The sequence below is a fragment of the Gordonia sp. G4 genome, from assembly GCF_057770005.1.
Genome location: NZ_CM173442.1, coordinates 603982 through 616693 on the forward strand (window position 1 = coordinate 603982; position 12712 = coordinate 616693).

Here is a 12712-nt window from a genome sequence, read left to right on the forward strand (position 1 = left end):
CCCCGTGATCGACTCCGCGCTTGCCACCACGACCACCAACCTGGCGCTCCTGCCGGGATTCCTGGACCCGGTGAACCTGCTCAACTCGTTCGGCACGTGGATGCTGGCCGGTCTGCTGTTGGTCGTGTTCATCGAGTCGGGTCTGCTGTTCCCGCTGCTCCCCGGCGACTCCCTGCTCTTCACCGCCGGGCTCATCGTGGCGGCGAAGTCGGCGGAGATCGAGCCCTTCGCCCCGCTGTGGGTGCTCCTCGTCCTGATCCCCATCGCGGCCTTCCTCGGCGACCAGGTCGGGTACTGGATCGGCAAGAAGGCGGGATATTCGCTGTTCCGGCCGGACGCGAAGATCCTGAAGCAGGTCTACATCGAGGAAGCGCACGAGTTCTTCGAGAAGCACGGTCCGGTGACGATCATCCTCGCGCGCTTCGTTCCCATCGTGCGGACCTACGCCCCACTGGTCGCCGGTGCCGCGAAGATGCGGTACCCGATCTTCCTCACGTACAACATCATCGGCGCGGTCGCCTGGGGTGCGGGAGTCACGCTGCTCGGCTACTTCCTGGGCCAGATCGAGTTCATCCGCGACAACATCGACTACATCTTCCTGTTCATCGTCTTCATCTCGGTTCTGCCGATCATCACCGAGATCGTCAAGCGCATCCTGCGCTCGCGCAAGAAGGTCGTCGAGGAGGAGCCCCTCCCCGCGTCCGACGACGCGAATAACTGAGCCGCCGAGCAGCTGGTCTGCGAGAGCAACACCGCACCGAAATAACGACAACCATTCCGGCGGTACGGCGAAACCGCAATGACGACAGTCGGATTCAATCGTTGGTCCCGCCGTGGCCTGGTGTTCACCCGCGTGCTCGAAACTGGTCATATTCATCTAGATGAATAGACCTCGTGACCACACTTCCACTCCGCCGGCTATCTGTCGGCAACACCTACAACTTGCGTGATATCGGTGGCTACGAGTTGCCGGACGGTGCCCATACCAGTTGGGGCCGGATCTTCCGCTCCGACGCCGCGCAGTTCGCCGACGGTACCGATATCGCTGAACTCAACCTGCAGACCGTGATCGACCTGCGCGACGACGCCGAGATCGCGGCGCTTCCCACCGGGCTCGACGCGTTCGTTCCGAATGTTCTCCATCGGCCGTTGGACCCGCGGGCGCTGCTGTCCGCCGCCAGCGATCCCTCGCCGGACCCGCTCGGTGACCTCTACATCGCGCTCATTCGTGAGCGCGGCGCCGAACTGGCGGCCATCATCGCCGATCTGGCTCGGCCGGGTGCGCTGCCGGCTCTGGTGCATTGCGCCGCGGGTAAGGACCGCACCGGGGTGGTGATCGCCCTCGTACTCTCCGCCATCGGAATGCCCGGCGACATCGTCGCCGCCGACTATGCGCTCACCGCCGACTATCTCACCGCTGAATTCTTCGCCGCAGTATCGGCGGAATCGGGCGCCGCCGACCCCACCGACGAGGTACTCCGCGGCGCCCGTCCGGAATCCATGAAGGCGATGCTGCGCGTATTGGCTGCCGAGTACGGCGGCGCCCGTGCCTATCTGACCGGCCACGGAGTGCCGGACGAGGCGATCGACCAGCTCCGAACCACCCTCACCCGCTGACCCCACTAACTTGAGAGATTCCCATGAAGATCGTGCAGATTTCCGATACCCATCTGACCGCGGCCGGCGGTCCCACCACTGCCGCTTTCCGGTTGCTGGCCCAGCATCTCAACGATGAGGTCCGGCCCGATCTGGTCGTGCACTCCGGCGATATCCAGGTCTTGCATCCCGACGACGCCGCCGATCGTGCCCACTCCCGTGCGCTGCTCGACCTGATCAGCGCCCCGCTGCTGGTGATTCCGGGCAACCACGATGTCGGCATGCCTGGTCTGAACGCCTGGGCCGGTCTCAGTGTGACCGATGAGCGTGTGGCCGCGCACGAGGCCGCGTTCGGTCCCGGGCACTGGCGTCACGATACAGACGCGGCGATTCTGCTCGGGATCAACAGCGAGTTGCTGGGGTCCGGCTTGCAGCGCGAGGCCGATCAGTGGCGCTGGCTCGAGAACACCTTGGAGGACCTGCCGGCGGACCGCCCGGTGCTGCTGTTCTTGCACAAGCCGCTATGGGCGGCCACCGACGAGCCTGCCGACCATCAGGTCGATGTGGGACCCGTCGCCCGCGACCGGTTGCTCAGCCTGCTGGAGCGAATCGATCTGCGCGCGGTCGGATGTGGCCATCTCCACCGCTACCGGAACGTGCAGCGGAACAACGCAATCGAGGTGTGGGCGCCAGCCACCGCCTTCCTCGCTCCCAGTGAGTTCGACCTCCCGGAAGCGCATGAACAGCTGGGCTACGTCGAATACAGTGTGGCCGGCGGCGACGTCACCGCCGAGTTCCGCCTCGTCCCGGGGATGCCGCAGCTCACCACCGATGATGTGCCCGAGATCGCCCAGGCGATCGAGGCCATGACGGCCGCCGCGGTCTGATGGCCTCCATCGAACTCGACGGAATCGTCCGCAACTTCGGCGACACCACCGCGGTCGCCGACGTCTCGCTGACCACCGGACGCAACGACTTCCTCGTGCTTCTCGGACCCAGCGGCTGCGGTAAGACGACCTTGCTGCGCATGATCGCCGGGCTCCTCCCACCCAGCGCGGGACGCATCCTCGTTGACGGGAAAGACGTCACCACCCTGCCGCCGCGGGAACGTGACCTGGCGATGGTCTTCCAAAATTACGCCCTCTACCCGCATCTCACCGTCGAACAGAATCTCGGTTTCGGCCTCAGTGTGCGCAAAACCGGTAAACCGGAGATCCGTCGACGCGTCAAGGAGGTCGCGGAACTGCTCGACCTCGGCCATCTGTTGCGACGGCGCCCAAAAGAGTTGTCCGGCGGGCAGCGACAGCGAGTGGCGCTGGGTCGCGCGATGGTGCGCGAGCCGATGGCCTTCCTCATGGACGAGCCGCTATCCAACCTCGACGCGAAACTACGGTCAAGCACCCGGACCCGGCTCATCTCGCTGCATCGCCGTCTGGACACCACCTTTGTCTATGTCACCCACGACCAAGTCGACGCCATGACCATGGCCACCAAGGTTGCGGTATTGAACGAGGGTCGGATCGAACAGTTCGGTACCCCGGTGCAGATCTACGACGAACCCGCGACGGCGTTCGTCGCCGGGTTCATGGGCGCGCCGCCCATGAACCTGTTGCCCGCCGAACTGTGCGCAGGGGACGGCGACCGGCTGGTAGTGCGTTCTCCCGGTATCGATATCGAGCTGCCCTACCGCGCCAGCGCAGACCTCGGTGTGCGGGAGGTGCTCCTGGGTGTGCGTCCCGAGCATCTCGTCCCGGTGCCCGCCGGCCACGACGGGCCAGCCCTACGGGGCCGGGTCGATATCGTCGAGAACCTGGGCAACGAAGAGATCGCCGAGGTGAAGATCGGGGACCAGCGGGTCAGTGTCCGCGGCGCCCGGCCGATCCAACTCGCGCCGGGCGACGTCACCACCCTGGCAGTACTCCCCGAACACGTTCACCTCTTCGCGCGGCAGAGCGGTCGTCGCCTCACCTGGGAGCCCGACCGGGCCCCTGTCCTCGTTTCCTGAAAGAGATCCCCATGAAGTTGTTACGCGCCGTGCCTGTTCTGGCGGTCGCGCTCGCCGCGGCTATTGCCGGCTGCGCGACTGTTCCGACCACCTCCGACACGGGGAGCGGATCGGCCACCGCGATCATCCCTGAGCTCGCCCCTGACCAGCAGGTGTCGATCCGCTGGGAGAGTTACAACCTCGCCAGTGCCGGGATCTTCGGTGACACCACGCGGGGCCTCGTCGCGGAGTTCGAGCGCCTGCACCCGAATATCGATGTGGAAGCCGTACCGCCGCAGGGCTCGGCGAATGAGATCGCGCAGAGCGTGCAGCGGCAGGTCATCGCCGGCAACCCTCCCGACGTCGCCCAGCTCACCTTCGCCGACCTGCGCTACACCGCCAGCGATCTGGGCGCCAAGCCACTCAGTGATCTCGTCGGCCAGGACGAGGTCGACCGTCTGCTTACCGACGGTCCGCACCCGTACGCGCCCCGGGCCGCTGTGCTCGGTGACGTCGACGGCACCACCTACGGCATCCCTTACGTTTTCTCTACTCCGATGCTGTTCATCAACGCCGACCTGTTCCGCAAGGCCGGGCTCGATCCCACCGATCCGCCGAGAACCTGGGCCGAGGTCGCCACAGCAGCCGCGGCCATCGCCAAGGTCCCCGGCACCAGCGGTGGCGCCTACCTCGGTTGCCTCGATGCCGCATCAGGTGGTGACTGGTGTCTCACCGGGATTGTCCGCTCGGCCGGTGGCCGGCTGCTGTCCGAGGACGGAAAGACCCTTTCCTGGGCCGAACCCGAGTCCGTCCGGGCATTCGAGGGCATGCAACAGATCGCCCAGGCAGGTCCGAATGCGATGCCCAATATCAGCGGCACCGACGCCCAGGACGCGTTCCTACGCGGTGATCTCGGCATGCTGCTGACCTCGGCCGCCCTGCAGAACGCGATCCTCGAATCCTCCGCAGGCAAATGGCAAGCCGCCGCCGCACCCATGCCCGGCTTCGGCGCCACCCCTGCCGTCCCCACCAACTCCGGCTCGGCGTTGTTCATCCTGACCGACGATCCGGCGAAGCAGCGCGCCGCCTGGCAACTGATCGAGTTCCTGACCAGCGCCGAAAGTGAGACCACCATCACCTCGAACATCGGCTACGTCCCCCTACGGGCGTCGTTAATCGACGACCCCGCCTACCTCAAAGCGTTCGCCGACGAACACCCAGACTTCGTTCGCCCCAATGTCGCCCAACTCGACCGCCTCGAACCGTGGGTCTCCTACCCCGGACCCAACTACCAGCAGATCCGCACCCTGCTGGCCAAAGGCACCGAGGAGATCGTCTTCCGCGGCGCTGACCCACACCAGACGTTGTCCGCTGCGCAAACCAGCGCCCAAGCCCTGATGCCGAAATGACCGCCGTCCTCGACGAGCCCGCCCCCGGACGCTTCGTGGAACCGGACCCGCCGCCGGCACCGAGCACACCGCCTCCGGTGGTCCGCCGTCCGCTCCTGCGCCGCCTCGCCAGTGGCGCAACGCCCTATCTCTACTTGGTACCCGCCCTGGCCGGGCTGGTGGTATGGGTGTACTCGCCGCTGATCCAGACCATCCAACTGTCGTTCTACGACTGGAACCTGGTGCCCACCTCACCAGCCCGCCCAGCGGGATGGTCGAACTACGTCGAGGCGTTCGACCTACCCCAGTTGGGCAAGGCCACGGTGAACACGCTGCTGTACCTACTTGCTCTGCTGCCCTTCACCATTGTGATCCCAGTGATAGTGGTTCTCCTGTCACAGCGGGTACACGGCCGAGCCCGCGCCTTCTACCGGACCGCGATCTTCGCGCCCTATCTCATCGCACCCATCGTCACAGCCATCGTGTGGCGCTGGCTCCTCGACCCCAACGGCGGTCTGCTCAACCAGGCACTCGGGCTGTTCGGAGTGGCACCGATTTCGTTCCTGCGAGACCCGCAATGGGCCATGTGGTCGATCGTGGTGATCGTAGGCTGGCAACTGCTCGGCTTCGCCGTTCTCGTCGTCTCTGCCGGGCTGTCCGGAATCTCCGACGACTACGCCGCCGCCGCCCGCACCGACGGCGCAACGGAACGCCAGATCACCCGGCGCATCACACTTCCGCTTCTCTCACCGACGCTGCTGTTCATGGCGACGCTGACCATCCTGTCCGCCGCCCAGCTGATGTTCCCGATGATCCAAACCCTCACCCAGGGTGGCCCCGGCGACTCCACCACCAACCTCTACTACCTCCTCTACGACATCGCATTCGGTTCGTTCGACGTCGGCCTCGCCTCCGCCGCCAGCGTGCTGTTCTTCCTCGGCTTCGGGTTCATCGCCTGGGGCGCGGTGTGGCTGATGGACCGCTGGAGCTTCCATGACGACTGAAACGCCCACTCAACCGACCGCTGTTGTGCGCACCCGCCGATTCGACGTGCTTGGCGGCCACCTGGTCCTGGCATTAATCGCCGTGTTCAGCCTGGTGCCGATCATCTGGATGTACGTCACCGCGCTGCGCCCTCGCGACGATGTGCTGAGCCAATCTGTGCTGCCCAGCGGGGTCAGCCTGGACAATCTGCGGGCCGCCGCCGACCTGCTGCCGCTGGGTGGCCTGATCGGCAATACCGCGCTCATGGCCGTTGGGGTCGCGGCCTTCCAGTTGTTCACCGCGTTGTTGGCTTCGTACGCGTTCGGCCGCTGGCATTTTCGCGGGGAACGCGTACTGTTCCTGATCTTCGTCGCCACGTGGCTGGTCCCTTTCCAAGTCACCATGCTGCCCAACTATGTCCTGTTGTCCGACCTGGGCTGGCTCAACACCCTCACCGGGGTGATCGTCCCGCAACTCACCGCACCGTTTGCGGTGCTGCTGCTGCGCCAACACATGCGCTCGTTCCCGCGCGAACTCCTCGACGCAGCACGCATGGACGGCCGGTCGCACTGGAACACCTTGTGGACGGTTGTCGTACCCTCGCTGCGTGGACCGCTCGCCGCGCTTGCCATCCTGCTGTTCGTCACCGCGTGGAACGAGTACTTCTGGCCGCTGCTGGTCCTGTCCGATCCGGCCTCGGTTGTCCAGATCGGGTTGCGCAGCCTGATCACCGAAGCCGGAACCGACTATGGTGCGATGATGGCCGCTGCCGGGGCCCTGTGTCTGCCCATCCTCGCCGTGTACATCCTGCTACAACGCCAGGTCGTCAACGCCTTCGTCCGCTCCGGGTTGAAATGACCAATACCCGTATCGGCGGAAAGGGCCGGATCCCGCTCTACCGTCAGGTAGAAACCGAACTATTGCGCCAGATCCAAGACCAAGAATTGCATCCGGGGCAGCAGCTACCCACTGAACCCGAACTCGCCGCGGAATGGGCGTCAACCGCCTGACCATCAGGCAGGCCATCAGCGAACTCGCCCGCGCCGGAGTGGTCGTCGTCCGCCAGGGGGCGGGAACCTACGTGGCCGAACCGCCGGTGGTCATCGAACTCGGCCTGCCCGCGATGCCGTCCACCGATGCCGACGCCGGCAGTACCGCATCGATTGCCGAATACGTGCAGGAGGACCAGACCGAGACGCTCGTCGACATCACCGATCGGGACAATTCTCTCGACGCCGCCGGACCACTCGGTACGCGAGGGCCCTTGATCCGCATCGACACCCTGGTCCGAACCGGCGAACGGCCGTTGATGGTGTGCAGTTACTGGCTCGAGGGACGCCGCTTCCCAGGCTTCACCGGTTTTGTCGCCGACCGGGTGGCGTTGTTCCAGATTCTGCAGGACCACTACAACATTCGGCTTCGGCACTCCTGGCGCGGACTCACCGCGGCTCTGGCAAGCACCGCCGACGCGCGGCTGCTCGACGTACCCGCGGGCAGCCCGGTGATGCTGCGTGACGGCGTCAACGTCGACGACGATGGGTTGCCCACGATGTATCTGCGGCGCCGGCTGCGTGGTGACCGAATCCGGTTCACAATGCAATACGCCAACGAATAGTTCGTGCGGCAATATCCGACCCCCACACCGAGCGCTCGTAATCCACATGACCGGCGTCTCCACCGGCTGCGCGAGGTCACCGCACGGGCGCCCTCACCACGCGGCGTCGAGGTCGGCGTGCTGCCGGACCCATGCGTGCATGGCGATTCCGGCGGCCACGCCCGCGTTGATGCTGCGCGTCGAACCGAACTGGGCGATCGACACCGTGAGATCGGCCTCGCGTTGCGCATCGTCGCTGACCCCGGGGCCCTCCTGACCGAACAGCAGCACGCAGTCGCGCGGTAGATCGGCTGTTTCGAGCGGACGAGCACCGGGCGTGTTGTCCACCGCCACCACGGTCAGCCCCTCGTCGCGAGCCCAGGAGATGAGATCGGACACCGTCTCGTGGTGCATCAGGTGCTGATAGCGGTCGGTCACCATCGCTCCGCGACGGTTCCAGCGGCGTCGTCCGACGATGTGGACGGCGGCCACCGCGAAGGCGTTGGCGGTGCGGACCACCGTGCCGATGTTCGCGTCGTGTGCGAAATTTTCGATGGCGACGTGCAGCGGGTGCCGGCGTGCATCGATGTCGGCGACGATCGCCTCCCTCGACCAGTACCGATAGGCGTCGACGACGTTGCGCGTGTCACCGTGCGCGAGAAGCTCGCCGTCGAGGCGCGGATCGTCGGGAACGGGACGGCCGGCGTGTTCGTCGGCCCACGGCCCCACGCCGACGGTCGGCCCGGTCTGCCACTCGGTGGGACCGGGTACGGCATCGGGGTCCTCGGCGGGTTCCGGGGCGGGGAGATCGTCGGGGTCCCCCGACCCGGCGTCAGGCAAGCCCGAGATCGCCGAGATCCAGGAGGGAGCGGTACGGCACGCCGAGCGCGGTGATGACCGCGTCGGCGCCGGTCGCGCGGTCGACGACGGTGGCCACGCCGACGACGTTGCCCCCGATGCCGCGCACGGCCTCGACAGCCGTGGACGGCGAGGCGCCGGTCGTGCTGGTGTCCTCGACGACGAGCACGTCTCGACCTTCGATGTCGGGCCCCTCGATCTGGCGTTGCATGCCGTGCGCCTTGGCGGCCTTCCGGACGACGAAGGCATCGACCGGCTTCCCGTCGGCGTGCATGATCGACGTCGCCACGGGGTCCGCACCCAATGTCAGGCCGCCGACGGCGACGTAGTCCCAGTCCGCGGTCAGTTCGCGCATCAGCCGCCCGATGAGCCGCGAGGCCTCGTGATGCAGGGTCGCCCGACGCAGGTCGACGTAGTAGTCGGCCTCTTTACCGGACGACAGCGTCACCCTGCCGTGCACGACGGCGAGCTCGCGGACGAGCTCGGCCAGCCGTGCCTTCGCGGTCGGGTCGACCCGCGGGGTCTCGGCAGGAACCGGGGCGGACGAGGACATGCGACTTCCCTCTCGATCGACGTGCCGGGATTCGATCTCCGGCTGCGTGGGGTGGTGGCGCGATCAGTTGCGGTGGCGGGGCCGTTCGCCGGTGTCCCGGCGAGGTGTCTCGTCAGCTGTTCCGGCGTGCCCGCGGGTCCCGGACCCACGCACGGGCATCGGGGTCATCCGCCGGCCTCCGGTCGTCGGCGACGCCGGGGACGGAGTGGGAGGCTTCCGCGTCGCGGCCTGGTTCTCGGAGTCCCCGGCCGGCGCCCCACCGCCGGACGGCGCGCCCGCGGCCTGTCGCCTGCGCTTGTCCCGCAGTGACTCGGTCTTCTCGTCGGCGAGCTCGGCCCGGGTGGGTCCGTGCGGGTCGCGCGGATCCGGCGAGTCCTCGGGTTCCCGCGTCGGCGGCAGCACCCGGAGAAGGTCGGCGAACCGGCGGACGACCTCCAGGCCGGTGTTCAGCTTGGCCGGGTCGTTGGTCACCGGCATCGAGCCGAGCGCCCAGTTGCCCTCGTTCCACAGGACCTCGACGAACGCGGGCGCCTTGTTGGCGAGGGCCACCATGCGGCGGTCGCAGACCCGGCGGGCGACGTCGAGGTTGTTCGAGAACATGACGCGCGGGCCCATCGCGCCCAGCAGTTCCACGTCTTCCTCCGCGGGCGCGAGGACGTCCTCGTGCCGGAGGTCGACGACGACGTGCGAGGGCGAGGAGCGTCGGACGGCGATCACGGTCGCGGTCTCGGACAGGTCGAAGACCACGGCCTCCACCCCGGCGTAGTGGCCGTAGGCGACGTCCTGGACCGGGATGTGGTCGCCGACGTTCATCGTGGCGCGCCGAAAGACCTTGCGCAGCTTGGTGTCCGACTCGCGGAACTTGAACTCGTGCTCATCGCCCCAGACCGCACGCTGGTGCCGTGCGACGCTCGACCGCTGGCGGTCGAGCCACAACAGGACACCCGCACCCAGTAGGGCCACGGCGGCGATCAGGAAATAGACGGTGGTCATCGCGCTACAGCCTACTATCGGCGGGCCCGCGGTGAGGTCATCCGCCTACCCGGATGTACCCGCGTTCCTTGTCGACGACGTTGACCAGCATCTCGGCCGGGTCCGCGGTACCCGCCGCGACGTAGCGCCGCAGGTTGTCGAGGACCTGCTCGGCCAGCGCCTCGCGCCATCCGACGGCATCTCCGCTCATGTGCGCCGAGATCGCGACCCCGGGCAGATCCCAGAGCGCGCTGTCGGCGGGCAGCGGCTCGGTCACGAAGACGTCGAGGGTGGCCGCACCGAGGTGGCCCGAGCGGAGCGACTCGACGAGGGCCGCCTCGTCGACGAGTTCGCCGCGGCCGACGTTGACGAGGTGGGCGCCGGGTTTCATCGCCGCCAGCACCGTCGCGTCGATCATCCCGGCGGTCTGCTCGGTCAGCGGCGCGATCGCGACGACCGTGTCGAATCCGCCGACCTGTGCGGCGAGATCGTCGGTGGCCACGACATGCCCGAAGTCCGGATCCGAGTCGCGAGCGGTCCGACCCGCCCCGACCACCCGGACACCCACGGCGCGAAGCAGTTTCGCGATCGCGCGGCCGATCCCGCCGGTCCCGATGACCAGGGCGGAGGTGCGGTGGGTCGCCACGGTCTCGCGGTGTCGCCATTCATGATCGCGCTGCAGCGCCATCGATTCGTGTAAACCCTTGTGCCGCGCGAGGACTGCGGCGAGGACGAACTCCGCGATCGGCCGGTCGAAGACGCCGTGGGCGTTGGTCACCACGACGTCGGAGGCCCGTAGCCCGTCGAAGAGCAACGAGTCGACGCCCGCCGCACACACATGAACCCAGCGCAACGATGCCGTGGCCTCGCCCCAGTGGTCGGCGAGGCCACGGGAGAAGAAGTCCCACAACACGAGAACGTCCGCACCCGGCAGGGCCGCGCCGAGATCGTCGGCCGTGCAGAGCCGTACCGTCGCGAGCTCCTCGAGCTCGGCGAGGTTCCCCGGCGGGGGATCGTCGGGCGAGATCAGCAGGGCGACCACGGGCGCGTGTGGGGTCATGACCCCACCGTAGGTGACGGGTCGGTGCGTTCGTCGATGACGAAGAGCAGCAGCGTCACCGCGAGGAAACCCGCCGGCACCCAGGCGGCGCGGCCACCCATCACCTGGGTGCAGACCGCCCCGACGAGTGCGCCGCCGGCGAACACCCCGACCACGCGGCCGTAGACCGTGAGGGCCTTGCGCGCGTCCGGTGCCCGGTCGACGGTGACGCCGTACCCGGCCTCCACGAGGCGCATCAGATTCCCGGTCGTGGCCACCGCGATGTAGTTGAGATCGCCGATGTTGCGGAACAACTCGATCTGCATGGCGGTGATGAACGAGATGGGGATGGTGACGAACGAGTGCGGGACGGAGGTGGGGACGAAGCCGATCACGACGAGGATGCTCACCTGGAGCGCCATCGTCACGCGGATCGGGTACACGAGGAGATGGTCGAAGCGGCCGGCCTTCACGTGCACCGCCAGCACGACGCCGACGAGGAACGCGAGGATCGGCCAGAGATGACCCGAGGCCTGATACCAGTGCTGCTCCGACAGATTCAACGCGAGCAGGATGACGTTCCCGGTCTGGGCGTTGGCGAACACCCCGCCCCGGGACAGATACGTGTAGCTGTCGAGGAAGCCACAGGCCGCGGTGATCAGCAGGGCGAAGCGCAGCGAGGTCGACGTGGTCATCTCACAGCACCACCGGGATCGAACCGGTCCGGCACCCCGACCGGTCGAGCAGCGAACCCAGTCGCTTCGGGGTCTCCAGCGTGACCGAGCGGTCGGCGACGACGAGTCCCGGCACCCGGCTCTCGAGCTGCTGCTCGAACTCGGACAGTTCGCCGACGGTGTGCAACCAGACAGCCATCAGGATGTTCGCGGTACCGGTGACCTCACAGCAGACCCGTACCTGGGGCAGTTCGTCGAGCGCGTCGACGAGCGCCGCGATCGACCTCGACGACGCCCGCGCCCACACGTTCGCCGTGACGGGCCATCCGCTGATCACGTGCGACACCTCGCATCTGATCGACAGGACGCGTTCGGCGACGAGTGCGGTCAGCCGACGCCGAACGGTCGGCGCGCTCAGACCACTCGCGGTCGCCAGATCGACCGCCGAACGCCGGCCGTCCTGCGCCAGGGCGGCGATGAGTCGCAGATCCATCTCATCGGGTTCGTGCGCCAGCGGGCGGTGCTCGGGTCGGTGCTCGGCGAGTACCGACTCGTCGGCGTCGGACAGTGTGTGCACCCGCCAGCGTTCGCTCTCGCCGAAGACTCGCATCACCACCCTCGTCCGGGTCCGGGCGACCCCCTCGACGTCGGCGAGTCGCTGCACCCAGTCGCCGAGGAAGCCGAGATCCGGGACCATCACGGTCAGCAGCAGGTCGCCGTCGCCCGCGGTGCGCTGGATGGTGGCCACGTGCCGGTCCGCCGACAACCGCTCGACGAGCGCCGCACGCCGTGACGAGGTCTGGACCTCGACGAACGCGCTGCAGCGGGTGTTCAGGTACGCGGCCCCGGGGTAGGTCACGATCCAGGCGAGACCGCTGTCGACGAGCCGCTCCCAGCGTCGGGCCGCGGTCGCCGCGCTCACGCCCACGACGTCGCCGACGACGCCCCACGGCGCCCTCGGCGCGACCTGCAGAGCGTGAACGATCTGATAATCGAGGTCGTCCGGCACGCAACAATCCTGCATCACGAGGTGAACTTTTTTCGGTTTCGGCAGACGCCGGGACAGTCCG

The 12712-nt window shown here is 67.4% G+C and carries 14 protein-coding genes; 8 read left to right on the plus strand and 6 right to left on the minus strand.

The genetic code is table 11. From position 1 onward, the window contains the following. The first annotated feature begins 4 nt into the window (after positions 1–4). The 8 genes from AC3B5T_RS02480 to AC3B5T_RS02515 all read left to right on the plus strand — a co-directional run bounded on the left by AC3B5T_RS02480 (position 5) and on the right by AC3B5T_RS02515 (position 7567). A complete protein-coding gene (locus tag AC3B5T_RS02480; protein WP_058249864.1) occupies positions 5–721 on the plus strand; it encodes a VTT domain-containing protein in 717 nt (238 codons plus the stop codon). 173 nt (positions 722–894) lie between these two features. Further along, the gene (locus tag AC3B5T_RS02485; protein ID WP_058249863.1) at positions 895–1617 is read left to right on the plus strand and encodes a tyrosine-protein phosphatase; all 723 of its coding nucleotides are present in this window, start codon (positions 895–897) and stop codon (positions 1615–1617) included. A gap of 23 nt (positions 1618–1640) precedes the next feature. Then, positions 1641–2483: a metallophosphoesterase family protein gene (locus tag AC3B5T_RS02490; protein ID WP_488358219.1), complete on the plus strand. Its 843-nt coding sequence runs from the start codon at positions 1641–1643 to the stop codon at positions 2481–2483. Next, positions 2483–3601: an ABC transporter ATP-binding protein gene (locus tag AC3B5T_RS02495; RefSeq protein ID WP_435084748.1), complete on the plus strand. Its 1119-nt coding sequence runs from the start codon at positions 2483–2485 to the stop codon at positions 3599–3601. Before AC3B5T_RS02490 ends, AC3B5T_RS02495 begins: the two co-directional genes overlap by 1 nt. Before the next feature lie 11 nt (positions 3602–3612). Next, positions 3613–4989: an ABC transporter substrate-binding protein gene (locus AC3B5T_RS02500; protein WP_488358221.1), complete on the plus strand. Its 1377-nt coding sequence runs from the start codon at positions 3613–3615 to the stop codon at positions 4987–4989. Continuing rightward, on the plus strand, positions 4986–5972 hold the full coding sequence (locus tag AC3B5T_RS02505; protein ID WP_058249859.1) for a carbohydrate ABC transporter permease: 987 nt from the start codon (positions 4986–4988) through the stop codon (positions 5970–5972). The genes AC3B5T_RS02500 and AC3B5T_RS02505 overlap by 4 nt, the downstream gene beginning before the upstream one ends. Further along, positions 5962–6810 carry a carbohydrate ABC transporter permease gene (locus tag AC3B5T_RS02510; protein WP_058249858.1) on the plus strand — a complete coding sequence of 283 codons (849 nt, stop codon included), beginning with the start codon at positions 5962–5964 and terminating at the stop codon, positions 6808–6810. The genes AC3B5T_RS02505 and AC3B5T_RS02510 overlap by 11 nt, the downstream gene beginning before the upstream one ends. 133 nt (positions 6811–6943) lie before the next feature. Beyond that, on the plus strand, positions 6944–7567 hold the full coding sequence (locus AC3B5T_RS02515; RefSeq protein ID WP_488358222.1) for a GntR family transcriptional regulator: 624 nt from the start codon (positions 6944–6946) through the stop codon (positions 7565–7567). A 93-nt stretch (positions 7568–7660) separates the two neighbouring features. Here the strand turns inward: AC3B5T_RS02515 and AC3B5T_RS02520 are convergent, their stop codons facing one another. The 6 genes from AC3B5T_RS02520 to AC3B5T_RS02545 all read right to left on the minus strand — a co-directional run bounded on the left by AC3B5T_RS02520 (position 7661) and on the right by AC3B5T_RS02545 (position 12651). Continuing rightward, positions 7661–8386 carry a TrmH family RNA methyltransferase gene (locus AC3B5T_RS02520; RefSeq protein ID WP_058249856.1) on the minus strand — a complete coding sequence of 242 codons (726 nt, stop codon included), beginning with the start codon at positions 8384–8386 and terminating at the stop codon, positions 7661–7663. Continuing rightward, positions 8379–8957 carry an orotate phosphoribosyltransferase gene (gene pyrE / locus AC3B5T_RS02525; RefSeq protein ID WP_055474429.1) on the minus strand — a complete coding sequence of 193 codons (579 nt, stop codon included), beginning with the start codon at positions 8955–8957 and terminating at the stop codon, positions 8379–8381. Before pyrE ends, AC3B5T_RS02520 begins: the two co-directional genes overlap by 8 nt. Positions 8958–9020: 63 nt before the next feature. After that, positions 9021–9950 (minus strand): hypothetical protein, encoded by a 930-nt coding sequence (locus tag AC3B5T_RS02530; protein ID WP_488358224.1) that lies wholly within the window; start codon positions 9948–9950, stop codon positions 9021–9023. Between the two features lie 37 nt (positions 9951–9987). Next, on the minus strand, positions 9988–10989 hold the full coding sequence (locus AC3B5T_RS02535; RefSeq protein ID WP_165629632.1) for a D-2-hydroxyacid dehydrogenase: 1002 nt from the start codon (positions 10987–10989) through the stop codon (positions 9988–9990). Next, positions 10986–11663: a YoaK family protein gene (locus tag AC3B5T_RS02540; protein WP_101819762.1), complete on the minus strand. Its 678-nt coding sequence runs from the start codon at positions 11661–11663 to the stop codon at positions 10986–10988. Before AC3B5T_RS02540 ends, AC3B5T_RS02535 begins: the two co-directional genes overlap by 4 nt. 1 nt (position 11664) lies before the next feature. Then, the gene (locus tag AC3B5T_RS02545; protein ID WP_205333909.1) at positions 11665–12651 is read right to left on the minus strand and encodes an Lrp/AsnC family transcriptional regulator; all 987 of its coding nucleotides are present in this window, start codon (positions 12649–12651) and stop codon (positions 11665–11667) included. Positions 12652–12712: the final 61 nt, after the last annotated feature.

Bases quoted from the DNA above. Each gene is read 5' to 3' on its own strand.
- AC3B5T_RS02490 (WP_488358219.1), top strand. From the start codon at position 1,641: ATGAAGATCGTGCAGATTTCCGATACCCATCTGACCGCGGCCGGCGGT.
- AC3B5T_RS02495 (WP_435084748.1), top strand. From the start codon at position 2,483: ATGGCCTCCATCGAACTCGACGGAATCGTCCGCAACTTCGGCGACACC.
- AC3B5T_RS02500 (WP_488358221.1), top strand. From the start codon at position 3,613: ATGAAGTTGTTACGCGCCGTGCCTGTTCTGGCGGTCGCGCTCGCCGCG.
- AC3B5T_RS02505 (WP_058249859.1), top strand. From the start codon at position 4,986: ATGACCGCCGTCCTCGACGAGCCCGCCCCCGGACGCTTCGTGGAACCG.
- AC3B5T_RS02510 (WP_058249858.1), top strand. From the start codon at position 5,962: ATGACGACTGAAACGCCCACTCAACCGACCGCTGTTGTGCGCACCCGC.
- AC3B5T_RS02515 (WP_488358222.1), top strand. From the start codon at position 6,944: ATGGGCGTCAACCGCCTGACCATCAGGCAGGCCATCAGCGAACTCGCC.
- pyrE (WP_055474429.1), bottom strand. From the start codon at position 8,957: ATGTCCTCGTCCGCCCCGGTTCCTGCCGAGACCCCGCGGGTCGACCCG.
- AC3B5T_RS02530 (WP_488358224.1), bottom strand. From the start codon at position 9,950: ATGACCACCGTCTATTTCCTGATCGCCGCCGTGGCCCTACTGGGTGCG.
- AC3B5T_RS02535 (WP_165629632.1), bottom strand. From the start codon at position 10,989: ATGACCCCACACGCGCCCGTGGTCGCCCTGCTGATCTCGCCCGACGAT.
- AC3B5T_RS02540 (WP_101819762.1), bottom strand. From the start codon at position 11,663: ATGACCACGTCGACCTCGCTGCGCTTCGCCCTGCTGATCACCGCGGCC.